This is a genomic window from Streptomyces iranensis, from assembly GCF_017874715.1.
GTDB classification, from domain to species: domain Bacteria; phylum Actinomycetota; class Actinomycetes; order Streptomycetales; family Streptomycetaceae; genus Streptomyces; species Streptomyces iranensis.
This window is the reverse complement of record NZ_JAGGLR010000001.1, coordinates 458,293-479,920: the sequence shown is the minus strand read 5'-3', so window position 1 is coordinate 479,920 and position 21,628 is coordinate 458,293. Positions and strand designations below refer to the sequence as shown.

Here is a 21,628-nt window from a genome sequence, read left to right as displayed (position 1 = left end):
ACAGCGCTCAGGGCGAGCGCAGGTAGTTGTAGACCGTGGCGCGGGAGACCCCCAGCAGTTCGGTGACCACCTGGACGGAGTGCTTCACCTGGAGGTAGCCGCTGGTCTTGAGGGTGCGGACGAGTTCCTTCTTGGCGGGGGTGCCCAGGCTGCGCGGGGTCTGGCCGCGGGCGGCGGCGAATTCCTCGATGACGGTGCGCAGCTCCGCGGCGGTGCGGGCGCGGAGGGTTTCGGTGAGCGGCTGCTCCTGCTCATCGGTCCGGACGAGGTTGTTGAGGCTGCGGGCCACGCTCGCGAAGAGGGAGACGTCCAGGTTGAGGCAGATGGCGGCGACGTACTGGCCCGCGCTGTTCTTGATGCCGATCGAGGTGCTCTTCGCCGGGCGGCCGTCCGGGAAGCGGTTGGCGTAGTTCTGGACGATGTCGGGGAAGCCGGGGTCCCGCATCCGGGCCAGGCCCAGCTCGGTGGCGGGCTGGCCCACCGTCCGGCCGGAGAGATTGCTCTCGATGGCGCGGATGGACTGGTCGCGGTTGCGCAGATCGTGGAGGACCACCTCGCACAGCCCGGGGAACATCCGGCCGAGGCCGACCACGATCTTCTCGGCCTCGCGGAGCAGCAGCTCGTCCTCGGGCCTTCCCGACGTCTCCTGGTGCTTCTCCTCGGTCATCGCTCATCGGCCTCGGGCGCGAAGAGCTCCGTCATCGTCGGCGTCGCCTTCAGACCCGAACCGGTCAGCAGCACCACCGTGGTCTCACCGGGGCGGATCGCGCCCCGGGCCCGGAAGACCTCGATCGCCGCGGCCGCCGTCGCGCTGGTCGGCTCCGCGTACAGCCCCATCGCGGCCAGTCGGCGGACCGCCGCGGCGATCGCGTCCTCCGGGATGGCCGCCATGTCGCCGTCCGAGCGGCGGATGGCGCGCAGCACCTCGGGGAAACGGACGGGTTCGCGGATGGCCGTGCCCTCGGCGATGGTCGGGGCGTGGTCGAACGGCACGGGCGTCTCGGTGCCCGCGCGGAACGCGGCGTGCAGCGGGGCGCAGTGGGCGGGCTGGGCCACCAGCAGCCGGGGGCGGCGGGCGATCTGGCCCGCGGCGAGCAGTTCGGAGAAGCCGAGGTCGCAGCCGAGTACGGTGCTGCCCGCGCCCGCCACGGTCACCACGGCGTCCGGTGCGGTGAAGCCCAGGTCCTCCCACAGCTCGTACGCCAGGGTCTTGGTGCCCTGGAGGAAGAAGGGGTGCCAGTTGTGGCTGGCGTAGTACGTGTGGGCCGACTGGCGCAGCGCCTCCGCTGCGGTGGCGTCCCGGTCGCCCGGCACCAGCTGCACCTTGGCGCCGTAGGCCCGGCTCTGGAGGACCTTCGCGGGGGAGGTGGTGGCGGGGGCGAGGATCCGGGCCCGGATGCCGGCGGCGGCGCAGTACGCGGAGACGGAGGCCCCGCCGTTGCCGGAGCTGTCCTCGATGACCTCCCGTACGCCCCGCTGGGCGAGGAGCGAGATCATCACGCTGGTGCCGCGGTCCTTGAAGCTGCCGGTGGGGCTGAACCACTCCAGCTTGAAGAGAATCCGATCCTCCCCCCAGCTCTTCTCGACCAGCGGGGTGCACCCTTCTCCCAGTGACACCGGGGCGTCGATGCGCACCGGGAGGGCCGCTCGGTAGCGCCACAGTGACCGGGCCCCGGTGTCCACCTGCTCGCGGGTGATGCCGGGCAGTGCGGAGACGGTGAGGGGAGCCCCGTCATCGCCGCACCAGCGAGGGTCTTCGATCGGGTAAGTGGCGCCGGAGCGCTCGTCGACGTAGCGGGGTTCGGATCCTGGTTCAGCTCGCACCTTGGATATTTTGTTTAGTTGTGTAAATCCAGTCAAGGGCGTGACGGGCTGCTCGAGGTCACCGCGAGTGCGGTACGAGGGCCGCTCAAGGGTGGGCGAACAGCGGTTCCAGCACCACCGCGACCCCGTCGTCCTCGTTGGCCGGCGCCACCTCGTCGGCCATCGCCTTCAGATCCGGGTGGGCGTTGCCCATCGCGACCCCGTATCCGGCCCAGCCCAGCAGCGGGATGTCATTGGGCATGTCGCCGAACGCGATCGTCTCGGCGGGGGTGAACCCCATGCGGTCGGCGGCCAGTTGGAGCCCCACCGACTTGTCCGTCCCGGCGGGGAGCACCTCGATCATGCCCTTCTCGGAGTGGGTCACCGCCACCTCGTCCGCGCCCGCCCGCTCCGCGGCCGCCGCGACCAGCCCGTCCGCCACCGTCCGATGGCGCATCAGCACCTTCTCGATCGGTGCCGCCCACAGCTCCTCCCGCTCGGCCAGACCCCACTCCGGGCGCATCCGATCGGTGAAGCGGGAGGTGACGACGAAGCGGTTCTCGGGCGCCGCGGTCACCACGGCGAGTTCCAGCGGCCCCGCGTCCAGCGCCTCCTCGGTGCGCTCCACCACCGACCGGGCCAGCTCCCGGTCCAGCGACGCCGAGACCAGCAGCCGGTCCGCGGAGGCGTCGTACAACTGCGCGCCCTGTCCGCACACCGCGAGCCCCCGGTAGCCGATCGCCACCAGGAACTTCCGGCAGGACGCGGCCGGGCGCCCGGTGACCACCACGTGCCGCGCCCCGGCGGCCCGGACCAGGGCGAGCGCCTCACGGTTGCGCGGCGAGACCGTCAGATCCCCGCCCAGCAGGGTGCCGTCGAGGTCGGTGGCCACCAGCGGGAAGCGGGGCCGCCCGGCGGTACGGGGCCGGGGGAGCAGCGCGCCCGGGGACTCGGAGGCGGATACGGAAGTGGATACCGGGGAAGCGGCAGCGGCAGCGGTAGCGGTGGCGGCGTCGGCGGTGTGCACGGTGACCGGTGGTCCCTTTCGTCACGCTCATCGTGCTCTTTCCGCGTCGAATCAGCGCGACACATGGAGCCCCTGAACCATGTCGGCATGTGAACTCATGTCGACCTTGCGGAACAGAGAATGGCGGCTCCGCCGGGGACGATCAAGCCGTGCAGATCACGGCCACCTGCTTCGGCAGCCGGTACGGCAGCGAGCCGTACCACGCGCACGACAGCACGAAGCCGAAGGAGAGACAGACGACCCCGCCGACCGCGTCCATCCAGAAGTGGTTGGCGGTGGCGACGATCACCAGCAGCGTGGCCGAGGGGTAGAGCAGCCCTAGCGCCTTCACCCACACCGGGCGCGCCAGCGTCGCGATGGTCAGACCGCACCACAGCGACCAGCCGATGTGCATCGAGGGCATCGCCGCGTACTGGTTCGACATATCGGCGAGGTTTCCCGAGGCCATCGAGCCCCAGGTGTTGTGCACCACCACGGTGTCGATGAAGTGGCCGCCGCTCATCAGCCGGGGCGGGGCCAGCGGGAAGAAGTAGTAGCCGAGCAGGGCCACGCCCGTGGTCGCGAAGAGCGCCAGCCGGGTGGCGGCGTAGCGGCCCGGATGCCAGTGGTAGAGCCACACCAGCACGCTGAGCGTCACGATGAAGTGGAGCGTGGCGTAGTAGTAGTTCATGCCCACGATCAGCCAGCTGACCGAGTCGAACGCATGGTTGACACCCCGTTCGAAGGCCATTCCGAACCGGTGCTCCCACTCCCAGATCCAGCTCGCGTTGCGCAGCGCCTCCGGCCGCTGCTCCGGGACGGCGTTGCGGATCAGCGAATAGGTCCAGTAACTGACGGCGATGAGGACGATCTCGAACCAGAGCCGGGGCCTTCTGGGGGTACGCAACCGGTCCATCAGGGTGAGGCCCGGTGCCCGTTCCGCGTCGGTGTCCGCGATGGGTGCCGGGGTGGCTGTTCGGCCTGCCGTGGTCCTGATCGTCGCTCCACCCATAGGGCAACAGTCTGCCAGACGACGCCCACCCGCAGATCATCCATGGCATCGGGTCTTGGTTGCTTATGTCCTGGTCCGGGGGGTCCGTCAAGGGGCGTATGCCCCTATACGTCCACTGGGTGTCGGGCCGCTGGACGAGGCCCCGGGACGGGGGCTTTCCCCTCCCCGCCCCTTCCCGAAACTGGGGCTCCGCCCCAGACCCCGCTCCTCAAACGCCGGAGGGGCTGGAGGGTGGGGCTTTGGGCTGGGAGGTGGGGCTTTGCCCCTGGACCCCGGGGGTCTGGGGCGGAGCCCCAAGTCGGGGGCTGGGGCGGAGCCCCAGTTGTGGGAAGGGGCGGGTAGGGGAACAGCCCGCCGCAGGCGCCATGGTCCCCGGACGGGGCCTCAGCCGCCCCCGGCCGCCCGGCTCCGCGCCTCCACGCCGTGGGCGGAGGCCGTGGAGCCGCGCACCACCAGTTCGGGCAGGAAGACGAACTCGCTGGGCGGCGCCGGGGTGCCGCCGATCTCCTCCAGCAGCGCCCGCACCGCCGCCTGCCCCATCGACTGCACCGGTTTACGGATCGTGGTCAGCGGCGGATCGGTGAAGGCGATCAGCGGGGAGTCGTCGAAGCCGACCACCGAGACGTCCTGAGGGACCGCGAGACCCTGCTGCCGGGCCGCCCGGATGGCACCCAGCGCCATCATGTCGCTCGCGCACACCACCGCCGTACAGCCCCGCTCGATCAGCGCGGTCGCCGCCGCCTGGCCGCCCTCCAGGGTGTACAGCGAATGCTGGATCAGCTCCTCGGACTCGGCCGGGGAGAGCCCCAGCCGGTCCCGCATCGCCTGCTGAAAGCCTTCGATCTTGCGCAGTACGGGTACGAATCGCTTCGGCCCGAGCGCGAGACCGATCCGGGTGTGCCCGAGCGAGACCAGATGGGTGACCGCCAGCCCCATCGCCGCCCGGTCGTCGGGAGAGATGAACGGCGCCCGCACCTTCGGCGAGTAGCCGTCCACCAGCACGAACGGCACACCCTGGCCGCGCAGCTGGTCATAGCGCTGCATATCGGCCGAGGTGTCCGCGTGCAGCCCGGAGACGAAGATGATCCCGGCCACCCCCCGGTCCACCAGCATCTCGGTCAGCTCGTCCTCCGTCGAGCCGCCGGGGGTCTGGGTGGCCAGCACCGGGGTATAGCCCTGCCGGGTGAGCGCCTGCCCGATGACCTGGGCGAGCGCGGGGAAGATCGGGTTCTCCAGCTCGGGCGTGATCAGTCCCACCAGTCCGGCGCTGCGCTGCCGCAGCCGCACCGGCCGCTCATAGCCGAGGACGTCCAGAGCGGCGAGGACGGACTCGCGGGTGGCCGCGGCCACCCCCGGCCTGCCATTGAGGACGCGGCTGACGGTGGCTTCGCTGACCCCCGCCTGGGCTGCGATGTCAGCAAGCCGTGCGGTCATGGAGTGGGACTGTACCGGTCGCGTGTCAGATTGCCCACCACGCGCACGAATCAGGCGGAATGCACACGGTTCCGGCCTTGTACGCAAGCGGCGCCGACGACAGCAGCGCACGCCCCGGAACCGGCAGTTCGACCTCCTCCCCGAGCGTGTTGAGCGTGCACACCAGACCCGGCCGGGACAGCGCGAGCACCCCCGCCGGGGCCTCCAGCCAGCTCATCGGGCCGTCCCCGAGGCCCGGCAGCTCACGGCGGAGCGCCAGCGCGTCGCGGTACAGCTCCAGCGTGGAGCCGGGGTCGCCGGTCTGCGCCTCGACGGACAGCTCGGCCCAGTCCTCCGGCTGGGGCAGCCAGCTGCCGCCGGGGCCGAAGCCGTAGGAGTCGCCGGAGCGGGTCCAGGGCAGGGGCACCCGGCAGCCGTCGCGGAAGCCGTCCTGGCCGTCCTGGCCCTCCTGGCCGTCGGTGGAGGCGCGGAAGAAGGCCGGGTCCTGGCGCAGCTCGTCCGGCAGCTCGGTCACCTCGGGGAGGCCCAGCTCCTCGCCCTGGTAGAGATAGGCCGAGCCGGGCAGCGCCAGGATGAGCAGGGCCGCGGCACGGGCGCGGGCGAGCCCCCGCTCCGGGCCGCCACCGGCTCCGTCGGCGTAGCGGGTGGTGTGCCGGACCACGTCGTGGTTGGAGAGCACCCAGGTGGTGGGGGCGCCGACGGAGCCGGTCGCGGCCAGCGACTCGTCGATCACCTCGCGCATCGCGGCCGCGTCCCACGGGCACTTCAGGAACTGGAAGTTGAACGCCTGGTGCAGCTCGTCGGGGCGTACGTAGAGGGCCAGCCGCTCGGAGGTGGGCGCCCAGGCCTCGGCGACGCCGATCCGGTCGCCGGGGTAGGAGTCCAGCAGCCGGCGCCAGGAGCGGTGGATCTCGTGCACCCCGTCCTGGTCGAAGAACGGCAGCACCTGGGAGCCGATCAGCTTGGCCTGTTCGGTGTGGCCGATGTCGGGCAGCCCGGCGGCCTTGACCATGCCGTGGGCGACATCGATACGGAAGCCGTCCACGCCCAGATCCAGCCAGAAGCGCAGCACCGAGTCGAACTCCGCGCGGACCTCGGGGGAGTCCCAGTTGAGGTCGGGCTGCTGGGGGGCGAAGAGGTGCAGATACCACTCGCCGGGGGTGCCGTCCGGCTCGGTGGTACGGGTCCAGGCGGGGCCGCCGAAGACCGACTCCCAGTCGTTCGGGGGCAGTTCGCCGTGGGCGCCGCGGCCGGGGCGGAAGTGGTAGCGGGCGCGGGCTGCGCCGCCGGGCCGGTCGGCGAGCGCCTCGCGGAACCACGGGTGCTGGTCCGAGCTGTGGTTCGGGACGACGTCCACGATCACCTTCAGCCCCAGCTCATGGGCGGTGCGCACCAGGTCGTCGGCGTCGCCGAGGGTGCCGAAGAGCGGGTCCACGGCGCGGTAGTCCGCCACGTCGTAGCCGCCGTCGGCCTGCGGTGAGGCGTAGAAGGGGGTCAGCCAGACGGCGTCCACACCCAGCCTGGCGAGGTGCGGCAGCCGCTCCCGCGCCCCGCGTAGATCGCCGATCCCGTCGCCGTCGCTGTCGGCGAAGGAGCGTACGTACACCTGGTAGATGACGGCGTCGCGCCACCATCCGTGGCCTTCGGACGGTCGCGCCGGCTCGGTGGCAAGGGAGGTCGTGAGCTCCTGGGTCATGGCGCGAACGTAACAGCTCTGCAATGCCTTGCGGAAGAGCTTGCAGGGCTCGCTGGTGCCCTTCGAGGGTGCTCCGGTCGTGCTGTGAGCGTATGTCAAGCGCCGGAGCGGGAGCGGAGCGGCCACCGCGGGGACACGCGGACGTAACGATGCCGGGCGCCTTGCAGAAATTTGCCGCAAGGTCTTTCGGCGGGCTTGCGGCCCTGTTACGTTCCTCCGCAACCCGGCGCCGCGAGGGAGCGGCCGGCTTTGGAGGAGTTCAGATGCGACGTGGCATAGCGGCCACCGCACTCGTCGCGGCCATGGCGCTCGCGGCGACGGCGTGCGGCGGTGACGACGGCGGCAGCGGCGACAAGAAGTCCGGCGGCCATCTCTCCGGCACCGTGACGTACTGGGACACGTCGAACGACGCGGAGAAGGGCACGTACAAGGAGCTCGCCCTGGGCTTCGAGAAGAAGCACCCCGACGTCAAGGTCAACTACGTCAATGTGCCCTTCGGCGACGCACTGGCCAAGTTCAAGAACGCCGCCGGCTCCGGCGGCTCCGGCGCGCCCGATGTGCTGCGCACCGAGGTGGCCTGGACCCAGGATCTGGCCAACATCGGCTATCTCGCCCCGCTGGACGGCACCCCCGCCCTCGCCGACCAGTCCGACTATCTGCCCAAGGCACTCGCAGGGGCCAGGTTCAAGGGCAAGACCTACGCCGTACCGCAGGTCATCGACACCCTCGGCCTCTTCTACAACAAGAAGATGCTGAAGGACGCCGGGGTCCAGCCGCCCAAGGACTGGACCGAGCTCAAGGCCGCCGCCAAGAAGATCAAGGAGAAGACCGGCAAGACCGGCCTCTATCTGCGCGGCGACGACGCCTACTGGTACCTGCCCTTCATCTACGGCGAGGGCGGCGACCTCCTCGACACCGGGGCCAAGAAGGTCACCATCGACGACGAGCCCGGCATCAAGGCGTTCGCGGCCGCCCGCGACCTGGTCACCTCCAAGGCGGCGGAGACCGACGCCACCGACGGCTGGGACAACATGCAGAACGCCATCAAGAACGGCGACGTCGCGATGACGATCAACGGGCCGTGGGCGATCGAGGACACCCTGGCGGGCAAGGCGTTCAAGGACAAGTCCAACCTCGGGGTGGTCCCGGTCCCGGCCGGCAGCAAGGGCCAGGGCGCCCCGCAGGGCGGCCAGAACCTCACCGTCTACGCCGGATCGAAGAACCTCGACGCCTCCTATGCCTTCGCGCAGTACATGAGCTCGGCCGAGGTGCAGGCCAAGACCACCGAGAAGCTCTCCCTGCTGCCCACCCGCACCTCCGTCTACTCCAACAAGACGGTCGCGGCGAACCCCAATGTGAAGTTCTTCAAGGCCGCTGTCGACAAGGCCGTCGAGCGCCCCTGGATCCCCGAGGGCAACAGCCTCTTCCAGGCGATCCTGGTGCAGTTCCCGGGCGTCCTCACCGGCAAGACCTCGCCGGAGAAGGCCGCCGGCGCGGTCGGAGACGCGTACCGCAAGCTCCTCAAGGGCGACTGGAAGTAGGGCCGGCGACGATGGCTGTCGACACCAGCCGGCCGCTGGACCCGGCCGCGGGCGCGAAGCGCGCCCGCGGCCGGGGCGGCCGGGTTCGCAAGGCCGGCACCCCACCGCCGCGCCGGATCCGCAACGCGCTCGCCCGCCACTGGTACGCCTGGGCCATGGTCGCGCCCGTCGTGCTCGTCATCGGGCTGATCATCGGCTATCCGCTGGTCCGCGGCGTCTATCTGTCGCTGACCGACGCCAACGAGGCCAACGTCGAGCGCACCATCGGGGTCAACCACATCCCCGCCACCTACAAGACGGTCGGCCTCGACAACTTCCAGGCGATCCTGAAGGACCAGGTCTTCTGGGACCGGCTGGGCTGGACCGTCACCTGGACCGTCAGCTGTGTGGCGCTCACCTTCGCCATCGGCCTGGGCCTGGCCGTACTGCTCAACCGGCGGTTCGCCGGGCGCACCCTCTACCGGTCGCTGCTGATCCTGCCGTGGGCCGTCCCCGCCTTCGTCTCCGTCTTCGCCTGGCGGCTGCTCTACAACGAGAAGAACGGCATCCTCAACAAGGTGCTGCACGGCGGCGGGATCGACGCGGTGCCCTGGCTGAACGACCCCACCATGGCCAAGGTCTCGGTGATCGCCGTGAACATCTGGCTCGGGGTGCCGTTCATGCTGGTCGCGCTGCTCGGCGGGCTGCAGTCCATCCCCGGTGAGCTGTACGAGGCCGCCGAGATGGACGGGGCGAGCCCCTGGCAGCGGTTCCGCCACATCACCCTGCCCGGACTGCGCTCGGTCAGCTCCACCGTGATCCTGCTGTCGACCATCTGGACGTTCAACATGTTCCCGGTGATCTTCCTGCTGACCCGCGGCGGACCCGGCGACTCCACCGAGATCCTGGTGACGTACGCCTACCGGCTCTCCTTCGTCAACAGCCCGCGCGACTTCGCCGGCGCCTCGGCCTGGGGTGTGCTGATCCTGCTCATCCTCATGCTCTTCGCGGTGATCTACCGCCGTTCGCTCCGCAAGCAGGGAGAGGTCTGGTAGCCATGCGCGACCAACGACGCGGCCCGCTCGCCTCCGTCGGGCTGCACACCACGCTCGTCATCGCCTCCGCCGTCGCGGTCTTCCCGCCGCTGTGGCTGGTGGTGACCTCGTTCAAGCCCAAGAGCGAGGCGTTCAGCACCGATGTGGTCAAGGACCCGACACTGCGGAACTACCGACACGTCCTGGGCGACACCGAGTTCCTGAGCTGGTTCGGCAACTCGCTGTTCATCGTGGTCATCACCACGCTCCTGGGCGTCTTCGTCGCGGCCACCACCGGCTACGCCGTCAGCCGCTTCCGCTTCCCCGGGATGCGCCCGCTGATGTGGCTGCTGCTGATCACCCAGATGTTCCCGGTGGCCATCCTCATCGTGCCGCTGTACAACATCATGTCGACACTGGGCTGGCTCAACCAGCCGATCTCGCTCATCGTCACCTACCTCACCGTGGCCGTGCCGTTCTGCGCCTGGATGATGAAGGGCTTCTTCGACACCATCCCGGTGGAGATCGACGAATCGGGCCGGGTCGACGGGCTCAACCCCTTCGGGACCTTCTGGCGGCTGGTCGTCCCGCTGGCCAAGCCGGGGCTCGCGGTGACCGCGTTCTACACCTTCATCACCGCCTGGGCCGAGGTGGCCTACGCCTCCGCCTTCATGACGGGGGAGGACAACCTCACGCTCGCGGCGGGGCTCCAGACCTTCGTCAACCAGTACACCTCCGACTGGGGCTCCATGACGGCCGCGGCCGTCATGATCGCCATCCCGGCGGCACTGGTGTTCTCCTGGGCCCAGCGCCATCTCGTGGCGGGGCTCACGGCCGGGGCGACCAAGTCGTGACGAGTCCGTTGGCGGCGGGCCCACCGGGGGCGCCGCCGCGACTCGCCGATATCGCCGCCCAGGCCAAGGTCAGCGAGGCCACCGTCAGCCGGGTGCTCAACGGCAAGGCGGGCGTGGCGGCTGCCACCCGGCAGCGGGTGCTCGCCGCCCTCGACGTCCTCGGCTACGAACGGCCGGTGCGGCTGCGGCGGCGCAGCGCCGGGCTGGTCGGCCTGGTCATCCCGGAGCTGACCAACCCGGTCTTCCCCGCCTTCGCCCAGATCATCGAGCAGGTGCTGGCCGGTCATGGCTACACCCCGATCCTGTGCACCCAGATGCCCGGCGGCGCCACCGAGGACGAACTGGTGGAGCAGCTGGAGGAGCGCGATGTGGCGGGCATCGTCTTCATGTCCGGACTGCACGCCGACACCACGGCCGACCCCGCCCGCTATGCCCGGCTGGCCGGGCGCAAGGTGCCGTTCGTGCTGATCAACGGCTACCACGAGCGCATCCAGGCCACGTTCGTCTCGCCCGACGACCGGGCGGCGGCGCGGATGGCCGTCCGCCACCTGGCCGCCCTCGGCCACCACCGGATCGGCCTCGCGGTGGGGCCCGCCCGCTATGTCCCCGCGCTGCGCAAGGTCGAGGGGTTCCTCGCGGCGAGCGCGGAGCTGCTGGGCCGATCGGCGGACGAGGCACGGGAGTTGGTGCGGCATACGCTCTTCAGCGTCGAGGGCGGGCAGGTGGCGGCGGCCACGCTGCTGGACCAGGGCTGTACGGGCATCGTATGCGGCAGCGATCTGATGGCGCTCGGGGTGATCCGGGAGGCGGCCCGGCGCGGGCTGCGGGTGCCGCACGACATATCGGTGGTCGGTTTCGACGACTCCCCGCTCATCGCCTTCACCGATCCCCCGCTGACCACCGTCCGCCAGCCGGTGCAGTCGATGGCGACGGCGGCGGTGGGGGCGCTGCTGGAGGAGATGGCCGGAAACCCGGTCCAGCACACGGAGTTCGTCTTCCAGCCGGATCTGGTCGTGCGCGGCTCCACGGCGCAGGCGCCGCCGGCCGGTCAGGACCCGGCGCCCCTGCGCCGACCGGGCACCCGGATGCCGTAACGGGCCATCTTGCGGTAGACGGTGGCCCGGCCCATGCCCATCTTCGCCGCCGCCTGCGCCACCGTCGTGCCTGGTTCGGTCAGGCAGCGCACGATCTCGTCCCGTTCGAGAAGCTGCAGCCGGGGCAGGTGGCCGCTCGAGCCGGTGAACACCTCGGCCGGGAGGTGACGGGTGTCGATCACATCCGTCCTCGACGCCGCCTCACGCACTGCCCGGCGCAGCTGCCCGACGTTCTCGGGCCAGTCGTAGGACGTCAGCGCGCGGGCCGCGGCGGGCGTGAACGTCACCGTGGGGCCGCGGTGCCACCGTGCGAAGTGGCGGGCCAGCGGCAGGATGTCGTCGGGGCGGAAGCGCAGCGCGGGCACTTCGACCACGGTGTCGACCAGCGGCCTCAGCACGTCCGGGATCGCGGAGTATCGCCGGGCCGTCACGGCGAACGGCGGCAGACGCCCGGACCCCTCCCCGGCCACCCGGCGCGCCTCGTCGAACAGCCGGGCCAGCTCGGTGGCCGCCCACGCCGGCAGCCGGTCCACACCGGAGACGAGGACGCAGGTGCTGTCCTTGCCCAGCTCGGGGGCCCACAGCGCCAGCCACGCGGCGACGTCGCCGGGCGCGGGTGTGCGGGCGCTGAGCAGGCGTTCCCGCGCCCCGGTCTGCCGACGGGCGGTGGAGACCAGCGCGGTCTTCCCCGCTCCCGGCTCACCGATCACCGCGACGATCCGTCCGCGGGCCGAGGCCGTGCGCGCGGCGGCGACGGCGTCCGTCCAGCCGGGGGAGAGCGCCTGGTGAGCGTGGTCGTGCTGGTGGTACCGGTCGGCGTACACCCGGAACACCTCGCCCCGGGGGGCCGGTGGGACCCTCCGGCCGGTCCCCCGGGCCAGCATGAGCGCAGCCGTGTTCCCGGCGGCGGCTTGCGCAAGGGCCAGCAACAGCTTCGAGGACGAGTCGGACCAAGTGGTGAGGTTGACGCTGCCGACGAGCCCACCGGTCCTCGGGTCGAGCACCGGTGCCGCGGCACAGGTGTAGCCGCGCAGGCCGGTGTAGTAGTGCTCATCCGCTCTCACCAGTGACGGAGCCCGATCCGTCAGGGCCAGGCCGAGCCCGTTGGTGCCCACGTCGCGTTCGGCGAAGGAGAAACCGGGCGCCAGATGGACCCGGTCCAGGGACCGGCTGATCGAGGCGTCGTCGCACACCCGGCACAGCACCAGGCCGTCGCTGTCGGCGATCATCATGCTGACCGCCTCGTTGGCGAGCGTGTCCCGCAGGCCCCGCAGCACCTCATGACCGCACTCGTAGAACAGGGAGGCCGTGTCCACCGAACCGGTGAACACCGGCTGCATCTCCTCCGGCGACAGACCGTAGCGGCGGCTGCGCTGCCACGAAGCCAGCAGGCGTGGGCCCAGGCGGTGGCTGTCCACTTCGACCTCCGTAAGGACAGGGCGACCGTGGTCACGGTACTGCCGGCCGGGGCGGCCCAGTGACGGCAGGTGTCTCGAAGTGAGACACCCGGCACTCGCTGACGTGCGTCGACGCTGCCTAGCGTGCTTGTTCGGACGGGGCCGATCAGTCTCCCCGCGCGCCACCATCCCGATGAACGCGCCACCATCCCGATGAAGGAGAACATTCCATGAAGGCAGTCCAGGTCGTGGGCTACGGCCGGAGCCCGCGCATGGCCGATGTGCCGCATCCGGAGATCACCGGCCCGTACGACGTGATCATCAAGGTCGGCGGGGCGGGCGTGTGCCGCACCGATCTCCACATCCTCGAAGGACAGTGGGCGGACAAGTCCGGGGTGAGCCTGCCTAACACCATCGGGCACGAGAACGCCGGCTGGGTCCATGCGGTCGGCAGCGCGGTCACCAACGTCGCCGAGGGCGACAAGGTCATCGTGCATCCCCTGATCACCTGCGGGTTGTGCCCGGCCTGCCGGGCCGGTGACGACGTCCACTGCGGGCAGAGCCTCTTCCCCGGCATCGACACCCACGGCGGTTACGCCGAGTATCTGAAGACCTCGGCCCGCAGCGTCGTGAAACTCGACGGCTCCCTTGAGCCCGCCGACGTAGCCGCGCTCGCCGACGCGGGGCTCACCGCCTACCACGCGGCGGCCAAGGTCGCCGGCCGGCTGCGCCCCGGGACCAAGTGCGTGATCATCGGCGCGGGAGGGCTCGGACACATCGGCGTACAGGTGCTGAAGGCCATCACGGCGGCCGAACTCATCGTGGTCGACCGCAACCCCGACGCGGTGGAGCTGGCCGTCTCCATAGGCGCCGACCGCGGGGTCGTGGCAAGCGGGGACCAGGTCGAGGAAGTGCTGGAGCTGACGGGCGGGCAGGGCGCCGAGGCGGTCGTCGACTTCGTCGGCGAGGGCGGCGCGACCCGGGACGGCGTCGGCATGCTGCGCCGCGCGGGCGACTACCACGTGGTGGGGTACGGGGAGAACCTCGACATCCCGACGATCGACATCATCTCCGCCGAGATCAATTTCATCGGCAATCTCGTCGGCTCCTACACCGATCTGTGCGAGCTGATGGTGCTCGCCGCACAGGACCGCGTGCGCCTGCACACCACCACGTATCCGCTGGACCGTTTCCAGGAAGCCCTGGACGACCTCGATGCCGGACGGGTCCGCGGACGCGCCGTTCTCGTCCCCTGACCGCCGATCCGGTAACCACCGCCGATCCTGTAACCCGGCCGGTCGCCCACCGGGGGACCGGCTGATCATCACCGACGAAAGGCTTATCGATGATCTTCATCACCGCGAAGTTCCGCGTGCTGCCCGAGGACGCGGACCGCTGGCCCGAGATCGCGGGCGACTTCACCCGGGACACCCGCGCCGAGCCGGGGTGCCTGTGGTTCGACTGGTCCCGCAGCGTCGAGGACCCGGCCGAATACGTTCTGGTCGAGGCGTTCCGCGACGAGGAGGCCGGCGCGGCACACGTCAACTCGCCGCACTTCCGGGCCGCGCAGCGGACACTTCCGCCGCACCTGGTGGAGACCCCGCGGATCGTCAATATGAACGTGCCCCAGGGGGATTGGTCCCTCCTCGGGGAAATGTCCGTCGCGGCCCGGGACTGACGCCCCGTCCTCCGAACCGATCCGACCGGCCGGGCGCGTGAGGCCCGTTGACCGGACCCCCGGCCGGCCGGACCGGAGAACGTGGTTGAACGTAACACCGCCGCAATTACTTGCGAAAGGTCTTGCAACAACAAAAACTCGCGAGTACGGTCCCGTCACCACCCCACCACTGACGTCTTGCAGCAAGAACCTTCAACTGGCCTTACGGGCATGGCGCGTTGCCGTACGAGGCTCGATCGGCACCCCCGAACTCCCCCCACGGAGGAACGATGGCCAGCAGCCGCATACCCCTTGCCACCGCACTCGCCCTCGCGGCGAGCGCGGTGACGCTCGTCGCACTGCCCCAGACCGCGCGGGCGACACCGCCCGGCACCAAGGACGTCACCGCCGAACTCTTCGAGTGGAAGTACGACTCCGTCGCCAAGGAGTGCACCAGCACCCTCGGCCCGGCCGGATACGGCTATGTCGAGGTGTCCCCGGCCACCGAGCACATCCAGGGCGGCCAGTGGTGGACTTCCTACCAGCCCGTCAGCTACAAGATCGCCGGACGGCTCGGCGACCGCACCGCCTTCAAGAACATGATCGACACCTGCCACGCGGCGGGCGTGAAGGTCGTGGCCGACGCCGTCATCAACCACATGTCCGCCGGATCCGGCACCGGCACCGGCGGCTCCTCGTACACCAAGTACGACTACCCCGGGATCTACCAGCCCCAGGACATGGACGACTGCACCGCGCAGATCAGCAACTACCAGGACCGCTGGAATGTGCAGCACTGCGAACTGGTGGGCCTCGCCGACCTGGACACCGGTGAGGAGTACGTCCGCACCCGGCTCGCGCAGTACCTGGGCGACCTGCTCTCGCTCGGCGTGGACGGCTTCCGCATCGACGGGGCCAAGCACATCCCGGCGGACGATCTGGCCGCCGTCAAGAGCAAGTTGAGCGACCCCGGCGTCTACTGGAAGCAGGAGGTCATCTACGGCGACGGCGAGGCGGTCTCCCCGACGGAGTATCTGCGCAACGGCGATGTGCAGGAGTTCCGCTACGGCCGTGACCTCAAGCGGGTGTTCCAGAGCGAGAAGCTGGCCTATCTGAAGAACTTCGGCGAGGGCTGGGGCCATATGGCGAGCGGCCAGTCCGGTGTCTTCGTCGACAACTGGGACACCGAGCGCAACGGCTCCACGCTGACGTACAGAGACGGCGCCGACTACACCCTCGCCAACGTCTTCATGCTGGCCTGGCCGTACGGCTCCCCGGACGTCCACTCCGGCTACGAGTTCAGCGACAACGACGCGGGCCCGCCCAACGGCGGCGCGGTGGGCGCCTGCTACCAGGACGGCTGGAAGTGCCAGCACAAATGGCCCGAGATCATGAGCATGGTCGCCTTCCGCAACACGGCGCGGGGCGCCTCGGTGACCAACTGGTGGGACAACGGCAGCAACGCCATCGCGTTCGGACGCGGCGACAAGGCGTACGTGGCCATCAACCACGAGAGCGGCTCCCTCACCCGGACCTTCCAGACCTCGCTCCCGGCGGGCGGCTACTGCGACGTCCAGAGCGGCAAGTCCGTCACGGTCGACTCCTCGGGCCAGTTCACCGCCACGCTGGGCGCGAACACGGCGGTGGCCCTGCACACGGGCGCCCGTAGCTGTGGCTGACCCCCGACTCCGCCCCTGACCCCTTCAAGGAGCGACCAGCCCCGTGAGATCCCCGAGAGTCCCCCTGTTCCGTACGGCCGCCGCGCTCGCCACCCTGGCGCTGGGCGCGGCGGCCGTGCCCGCCGTTTCGCAGACCGTCCGGGCCACGGCCACGGCCACGGCCACGGCCACCAAGACCCAAGCCGCCACCGCCGAGGCGCAGTGGATCGACCGTGCCACCGTCGTCTGGAAGGTCGGGCACACCGCCGCGACCGCCGAGGAGTTGCGCTCCGCGGGCGGCGGCACGCTGCGGCTGGCCCCGGCCGCCCTGACCGGCGCCCAGAAGGCCGCCTACCCGCACCTGGCCGACCGCCCCGCCTATCGCCTCGACCCGCGCGACCGCGACAAGGCCGCCACGGCGCTGCGCGGCCCGCTCACCGCCGTCCAGCGCGCGGCCGACGACCGCGACCACGTACTGCACCGCACCGAGGTGCAGATCCCCGGTGTGCTGGACGACCTCTACGCCGACCGGGCGCGCCGGGCCCGCCTCGGCCCGGTCTTCCACGGCGGCCGCCCCACCCTCTCCGTCTGGGCGCCGACCGCCCAAGACGTCACGCTCGACCTCGACGGGCGCACCGTCGCCATGCGGCGGGACCCCGGCAGCGGGGTGTGGAGCGTCACCGGGAACCCCGACTGGCGGGACAAGCCGTACCGCTACCGGGTCCGGGTGTGGGCGCCGAGCGTCGGGAAGACCGTCACCAACGAGGTCACCGACCCCTACTCCACCGCGCTGACCGCCGACTCCGCCCGCAGCCTGATCACCGACCTGGCCGATCCCCGGCTCGCCCCCGCCGGCTGGGCGTCGCTGAGGAAGCCCAAGGCCGTCCCGCTGCGCGACGCCCGCATCCAGGAACTGCAGATCCGCGACTTCTCCATCGCGGACCGCACCAGCGCCCACCCCGGCCAGTACCTCGCCTTCACCGACCGCGGCTCGGACGGAATGCGGCACCTCACACGGCTGGCCCGGTCCGGCACCTCGTATGTCCACCTCCTGCCCGCGTTCGACTTCGGCACCGTCCCGGAGCGGCGGTCCGACCAGGCCCGGCCCGGCTGCGATCTGGCCGCCCTGCCCGCCGACTCCGACCAGCAGCAGAAGTGCGTGGCCCAGGCCGCCGACAGGGACGGCTACAACTGGGGCTACGACCCGCTGCACTACACCGTGCCGGAGGGGTCTTACGCGAGTGACCCGGACGGCCCGGCCCGCACCCGCGAGTTCCGGCGGATGGTGCAGGGGCTGGCCCACGCCGGGCTGCGCACCGTCATGGACGTGGTCTACAACCACACCGTGGCCGCGGGGCAGGACGGCAAGTCGGTCCTCGACCGGATCGTGCCCGGCTACTACCAGCGGCTGCTGGACGACGGCGGCGTGGCCACCTCCACCTGCTGCCCCGGCACCGCGCCCGAGCACGCGATGATGGGCAAGCTGGTGGTGGACTCGATCGTCACCTGGGCCAGGCAGTACAAGGTCGACGGCTTCCGCTTCGACCTCATGGGCCACCACCCCAAGGCCAACATCCTGGCCGTGCGCAAGGCCCTCGACGCCCTGACCCCCGCCAAGGACGGGGTGGACGGCAAGTCGATCATCCTCTACGGCGAGGGCTGGAACTTCGGCGAGGCGGCCGACGACGCCCGCTTCGTCCAGGCCACCCAGCGCAACATGGCCGGTACCGGCATCGCCACCTTCAGCGACCGGGCGCGGGACGCGGTGCGCGGCGGCGGGCCGTTCGACGAGGACCCCCGCGTCCAGGGCTTCGCCTCCGGGCTCTTCACTGACCCCAACGGCTCACCGGCCAACGGCGGCCGGGACGAGCAGCGGGCCCGGCTGCTGCACGGCCAGGACCTGATCAAGGTCGGGCTGTCCGGCAACCTCGCCGACTACACCTTCACCGACACCGGCGGACACCGGGTCAAGGGCTCCGAGGTCGACTACAACGGCTCCCCGGCCGGTTACGCCGCCGCCCCCGGCGACGCGCTCGCCTACGCCGACGCCCATGACAACGAGACCCTCTACGACGTGCTCGCCTACAAGCTCCCCGCCACCACCTCGGCCGCCGACCGGGCCAGGGCCCAGGTGGTGGCCCTGGCCACCGCCACCCTCTCCCAGGGCCCGGCGCTCAGCCAGGCCGGTACCGATCTGCTGCGCTCGAAGTCGCTGGACCGCAACTCCTTCGACAGCGGGGACTGGTTCAACGCCATCCATTGGGATTGCGCGTCCGACAACGGCTTCGGCCGGGGGCTGCCCCCGGCGGCGGACAACGAGTCCAAGTGGCCTTACGCCAAACCGCTGTTGACCAACCCGGCCGTACGTCCCGGCTGCTCCGAGAGCACGGGCGCCTCGGCGGCCTACCGGGATCTGCTGCGGATCCGCACCACCGAGAAGGCGTTCAGCCAGACCACGGCGGACGGGGTGCAGCGGGCGCTGTCCTTCCCGCTGTCCGGGACCGGGGAGACACCGGGCGTGATCACCATGCGGCTCGGCCGGCTCGTCGTGGTCTTCAACGCGACCCCGTCCCGGCAGTCGCAGACCGTCCCCGCCCTGGCCGGGGCCCCGTACACCCTCCACCCGGTCCAGGCGCACGGCACCGACGCCACGGTGAGGACGTCCGGCTACGAGCGCGCGACCGGCACCTTCACCGTCCCCGGCCGCACGGTCGCCGTCTACGCGGCGGGGACCGCCGACCGCCGATGACGCCTGCGGCGGCGCTGTTTCCCCTCCCCGCCCCTTCCCGAAACTGGGGCTCCGCCCCAGACCCCGGGCCGGACGCCCCGGATGCGCGCGGGCGCCCGCCCGCCCATCCGCCGTGCCGCCGTGCCGCACGACCAGCCCGCCGGTCCGGGTGCCCACGGCAGCGACGGCCGCCTCGTCGACGCCCGGGGTCCAGCGAAGCCCTTGGCGGCCGCTGTCCTGGCGTGCCAACGCGCCAGGGGGTGTCGGGGCTCCGCCCCCGGACCCGGGGGTCCAGGGGCGGAGCCCCTGGTAGCGGGGAGGGGGAAACCCCACCGGACAACCCCTAGCGCAGGGACCCAGCCGGTCGCCGTTCGTCAGGCGGGCCTTGGGGGCGGCGCGGGCGCCCGAGTTGTGAAGGGGCGTGGGGGCGTGTCGATGTGCGGCTCCGCCGCGTGGGCGCGACCGGCCACGACGGCGTCGCGGACGATCTACGGCAGGTCGGGGCGCTTTCAGCGGAGGGTCAGCGCAGGGGGCCCAGCCGGTCGCCGTTCGTCAGGCGGGCCTTGAGGTCGGCGCGGGCGCCCGCCTTGGCGGGGAGGGTCAGCCCGCGGCCGTAGGAGCGGCCCCGGACGCCGCCGGTGGCGACGATCCCGGTCACCTGGCGGCTTCCGGCGGCCAGCAGATACCAGTGGCCGGACCGGGCCTTCCACAGCACCCCCGCCAGCACCCGCGGCTCGCGCGGGCCGCAGGCGGGGGAGTTGTCGGCCCCGGCCGCGACCGCGCCCGCCTTGCCCCGGCGGGTGTCCCACGGCTGGAACTGGGCCAGCACCTTGCTGCCCGAGCCCCGCCAGGTGTCGGCGCGGGTGCACAGCCAGGCGGCGTGGCCGCCCGCCTCGGGCAGGGCCTGGGCGGCGAACCGCCAGGCGTTGACCGAGCGCACCCCGCGCGCCCGCATCATCGTCAGCCGGCATCCGGTCCTGGCCCAGCTCACCCGGGCCGCCCGCCCCGCCACATCGCGGACTCCGGCGCCGGGGGTGCCGTAGGTGAGCCGGGCCGGGGCCAGTTCGCCGAGGTCGGCCACGAGCCGCGAGCCGAACTGGAGCGCGGGCCAGCCACGGCAGGGGCGCAGCCGCGGAACGGTGCGCACCGGGTCGGTCACGCCGTCCCCGGTGCGGCGCAGCGGGCGCGGCGTCCCGGCCGGGTGCAGCAGGTCCCGCACCCAGGCGTGCCGTACCCAAGGGGCGGTCAGATAGCGGACGTTGCCGTCCGTGCGGCTGAGGACCAGCGCGGTCGAGGTGCCCGCGTCCGCGGCGTCCAGCCGGGCGAAGTCCAGCGCGACCGCGCCGCCCTGGGCCGCCTCCGCGTACCGCGCCACCCGCAGCCCGTCGTACAGCAGCACCACCGTGGCCTGGTCCACCTCGCCCGCGAACAGCAGCTGCGGTGGCCCCGACGGCGGCCCGGACTGTGTGCCCATGGTGGCCGACACCCGCACCGAACCGCCCGGCCGCGCCCAGACGGCCAGCGCGCGGCGCAGCAGCGCGGTGTCCCGGACCCGGTCGCCGCGCGCGGGCCAGGAGGAGAAGTCGGCGCGGGACGCGGTGCGCCAGGTGTCGGGCGCGGCGCGCGTCAACCGGTCCGGGTCCAAGGCCCGTTCGGAGGCCGGATTGCGGGCGTACGAGGGCGCGGCGGCGCCGCTCGGCCCCCAGCCCCGCCCCGGCATCCCCAGCAGCGTGCCGCACACCACCAGCGCCACCACGGCCACCAGCGCCGCCCGCAGATGCTGACGGCGGCGCATCAGATCGGTGGGCCGCGCCTGGAGTGAACACGGGTCGAACTCGGCGGACTCCAGCAGCGAGTCGTCCCGGCTGCCCGCCGGATCCGGCACCGACTCCGCCTCGTCCACCGCGTCCCGCGCGTCGGCGACCCCCGCGGCGCGCAGCAGGGCGCGCGTCTCGTGCTCGTCGAGCTGCTCCAGCTCCAGCAGGACGTAGGCGGCGCGGCCGGGGCCGGACAGCTCCGACAGCGCCTTCTCCAGGGCGAGTTCATCGGCCCCGCCGGAGCGCGGGAACAGCCGCAGCCCGAAGACCTGCGGCAGCGCCGGGGGCCGCCGCCACCAGGGCCGCTGCCGGGCGGCGCGCAGCGCCAGGCGCAGCACCCGCAGCCGCACATAGGCGTAGCCCGTGTCGGCCCCCGGGCCCTTCGTCCCGCGCTGCCAGGGCAGTTCGACATCGGGGTGCGGGTCCGGGTCGGTGCCGTAGCCCCGGTTGCGGGGCAGCGCGCGCTGGGCGAGGGCGTGCGCCGCGAGCACCCGGCGGGTGCGCCCGATGCCCGGCGGCAGGATGAGATACGCGAGCCGCACCAGCCGCGGATAGTGCTCGACGATGGCGGCCTCGGCCTGCTCGACGTCGATCAGGCCGGTGGTTTCGTCGTCGGTGGCGACTGTCGCCTGGTGCTGGTCCACGGTTCGTGAACGAGTGGCGGGCCGGGTTGGTCACCTACGGGTGTCCGGCGGGGCTTGGCGCCCGCGGCGGACTGTTCCCCTCCCGGCCCCTTCCCGAAACTGGGGCTCTGCCCCAGGCCCCGATCCCGGGGCTTGGCCCCCGGACGCCCTTCGGGCGTGTCCTCAAACTCCCCCAGCTACCGCTGGGAGGTGCCCCCTGACGGGCTGAAATCAGCCCCTCCGGCGTTTGAGGAGCGGGGTCTGGGGCGGAGCCCCAGCCCCGCGGCGGAGCCGC

At 71.7% G+C, this 21,628-nt stretch carries 16 protein-coding genes; 8 read left to right on the top strand and 8 right to left on the bottom strand.

The window, feature by feature from the left end:
- Positions 1–7: 7 nt before the first annotated feature.
- The 6 genes from J2Z30_RS02115 to J2Z30_RS02090 form a co-directional block, all read right to left on the bottom strand.
- Positions 8–667 carry a helix-turn-helix transcriptional regulator gene (locus tag J2Z30_RS02115; RefSeq protein ID WP_044576615.1) on the bottom strand — a complete coding sequence of 220 codons (660 nt, stop codon included), beginning with the start codon at positions 665–667 and terminating at the stop codon, positions 8–10.
- Positions 664–1,824 carry a threonine synthase gene (locus J2Z30_RS02110; RefSeq protein WP_107073373.1) on the bottom strand — a complete coding sequence of 387 codons (1,161 nt, stop codon included), beginning with the start codon at positions 1,822–1,824 and terminating at the stop codon, positions 664–666. The genes J2Z30_RS02115 and J2Z30_RS02110 overlap by 4 nt, the downstream gene beginning before the upstream one ends.
- 85 nt (positions 1,825–1,909) lie before the next feature.
- Entirely contained in the window at positions 1,910–2,830 is a 921-nt protein-coding gene (locus J2Z30_RS02105; RefSeq protein ID WP_078956945.1) for an HAD family hydrolase, read from the bottom strand.
- A 142-nt stretch (positions 2,831–2,972) separates the two neighbouring features.
- Positions 2,973–3,821: a phosphatase PAP2 family protein gene (locus tag J2Z30_RS02100; RefSeq protein ID WP_044576618.1), complete on the bottom strand. Its 849-nt coding sequence runs from the start codon at positions 3,819–3,821 to the stop codon at positions 2,973–2,975.
- A 384-nt stretch (positions 3,822–4,205) separates the two neighbouring features.
- Positions 4,206–5,255, bottom strand: a complete 1,050-nt coding sequence (locus J2Z30_RS02095; RefSeq protein ID WP_044576621.1) for a LacI family DNA-binding transcriptional regulator — start codon at positions 5,253–5,255, stop codon at positions 4,206–4,208.
- Between the two features lie 25 nt (positions 5,256–5,280).
- Positions 5,281–6,951, bottom strand: coding sequence for a glycoside hydrolase family 13 protein (locus tag J2Z30_RS02090; protein WP_044576624.1), 1,671 nt, complete (start codon positions 6,949–6,951; stop codon positions 5,281–5,283).
- Between the two features lie 263 nt (positions 6,952–7,214).
- On the opposite strand from J2Z30_RS02090, the gene J2Z30_RS02085 reads away from it, so the two are divergent.
- The 4 genes from J2Z30_RS02085 to J2Z30_RS02070 are packed head-to-tail and all read left to right on the top strand — an operon-like array spanning position 7,215 to position 11,453.
- Positions 7,215–8,492, top strand: coding sequence for an extracellular solute-binding protein (locus J2Z30_RS02085; RefSeq protein ID WP_044576627.1), 1,278 nt, complete (start codon positions 7,215–7,217; stop codon positions 8,490–8,492).
- 11 nt (positions 8,493–8,503) lie between these two features.
- Positions 8,504–9,526: a carbohydrate ABC transporter permease gene (locus tag J2Z30_RS02080; RefSeq protein WP_078956947.1), complete on the top strand. Its 1,023-nt coding sequence runs from the start codon at positions 8,504–8,506 to the stop codon at positions 9,524–9,526.
- Between the two features lie 2 nt (positions 9,527–9,528).
- Positions 9,529–10,359, top strand: a complete 831-nt coding sequence (locus J2Z30_RS02075; RefSeq protein ID WP_044576630.1) for a sugar ABC transporter permease — start codon at positions 9,529–9,531, stop codon at positions 10,357–10,359.
- The gene (locus tag J2Z30_RS02070; RefSeq protein WP_044576633.1) at positions 10,356–11,453 is read left to right on the top strand and encodes a LacI family DNA-binding transcriptional regulator; all 1,098 of its coding nucleotides are present in this window, start codon (positions 10,356–10,358) and stop codon (positions 11,451–11,453) included. The genes J2Z30_RS02075 and J2Z30_RS02070 overlap by 4 nt, the downstream gene beginning before the upstream one ends.
- Here J2Z30_RS02070 and J2Z30_RS02065 read toward each other — a convergent pair.
- Positions 11,408–12,871, bottom strand: coding sequence for an AAA-type ATPase lid domain-containing protein (locus J2Z30_RS02065; protein WP_044576636.1), 1,464 nt, complete (start codon positions 12,869–12,871; stop codon positions 11,408–11,410). The two genes, J2Z30_RS02070 and J2Z30_RS02065, sit on opposite strands and share 46 nt — an antisense overlap.
- A gap of 209 nt (positions 12,872–13,080) precedes the next feature.
- On the opposite strand from J2Z30_RS02065, the gene J2Z30_RS02060 reads away from it, so the two are divergent.
- The 4 genes from J2Z30_RS02060 (at position 13,081) to pulA (ending at position 18,914) form a co-directional block, all read left to right on the top strand.
- Positions 13,081–14,106: an NAD(P)-dependent alcohol dehydrogenase gene (locus J2Z30_RS02060; protein WP_044576639.1), complete on the top strand. Its 1,026-nt coding sequence runs from the start codon at positions 13,081–13,083 to the stop codon at positions 14,104–14,106.
- An 89-nt stretch (positions 14,107–14,195) separates the two neighbouring features.
- A complete protein-coding gene (locus tag J2Z30_RS02055) occupies positions 14,196–14,528 on the top strand; it encodes a putative quinol monooxygenase (protein ID WP_044576642.1) in 333 nt (110 codons plus the stop codon).
- A gap of 269 nt (positions 14,529–14,797) precedes the next feature.
- Positions 14,798–16,186 (top strand): alpha-amylase, encoded by a 1,389-nt coding sequence (locus J2Z30_RS02050; RefSeq protein ID WP_044576646.1) that lies wholly within the window; start codon positions 14,798–14,800, stop codon positions 16,184–16,186.
- Positions 16,187–16,229: 43 nt separating this feature from the next.
- Positions 16,230–18,914, top strand: coding sequence for a pullulanase-type alpha-1,6-glucosidase (gene pulA, locus J2Z30_RS02045; RefSeq protein ID WP_078956948.1), 2,685 nt, complete (start codon positions 16,230–16,232; stop codon positions 18,912–18,914).
- Positions 18,915–19,413: 499 nt separating this feature from the next.
- Here the strand turns inward: pulA and J2Z30_RS02040 are convergent, their stop codons facing one another.
- The gene (locus tag J2Z30_RS02040) at positions 19,414–21,354 is read right to left on the bottom strand and encodes a hypothetical protein (protein ID WP_044576649.1); all 1,941 of its coding nucleotides are present in this window, start codon (positions 21,352–21,354) and stop codon (positions 19,414–19,416) included.
- Positions 21,355–21,628: the final 274 nt, after the last annotated feature.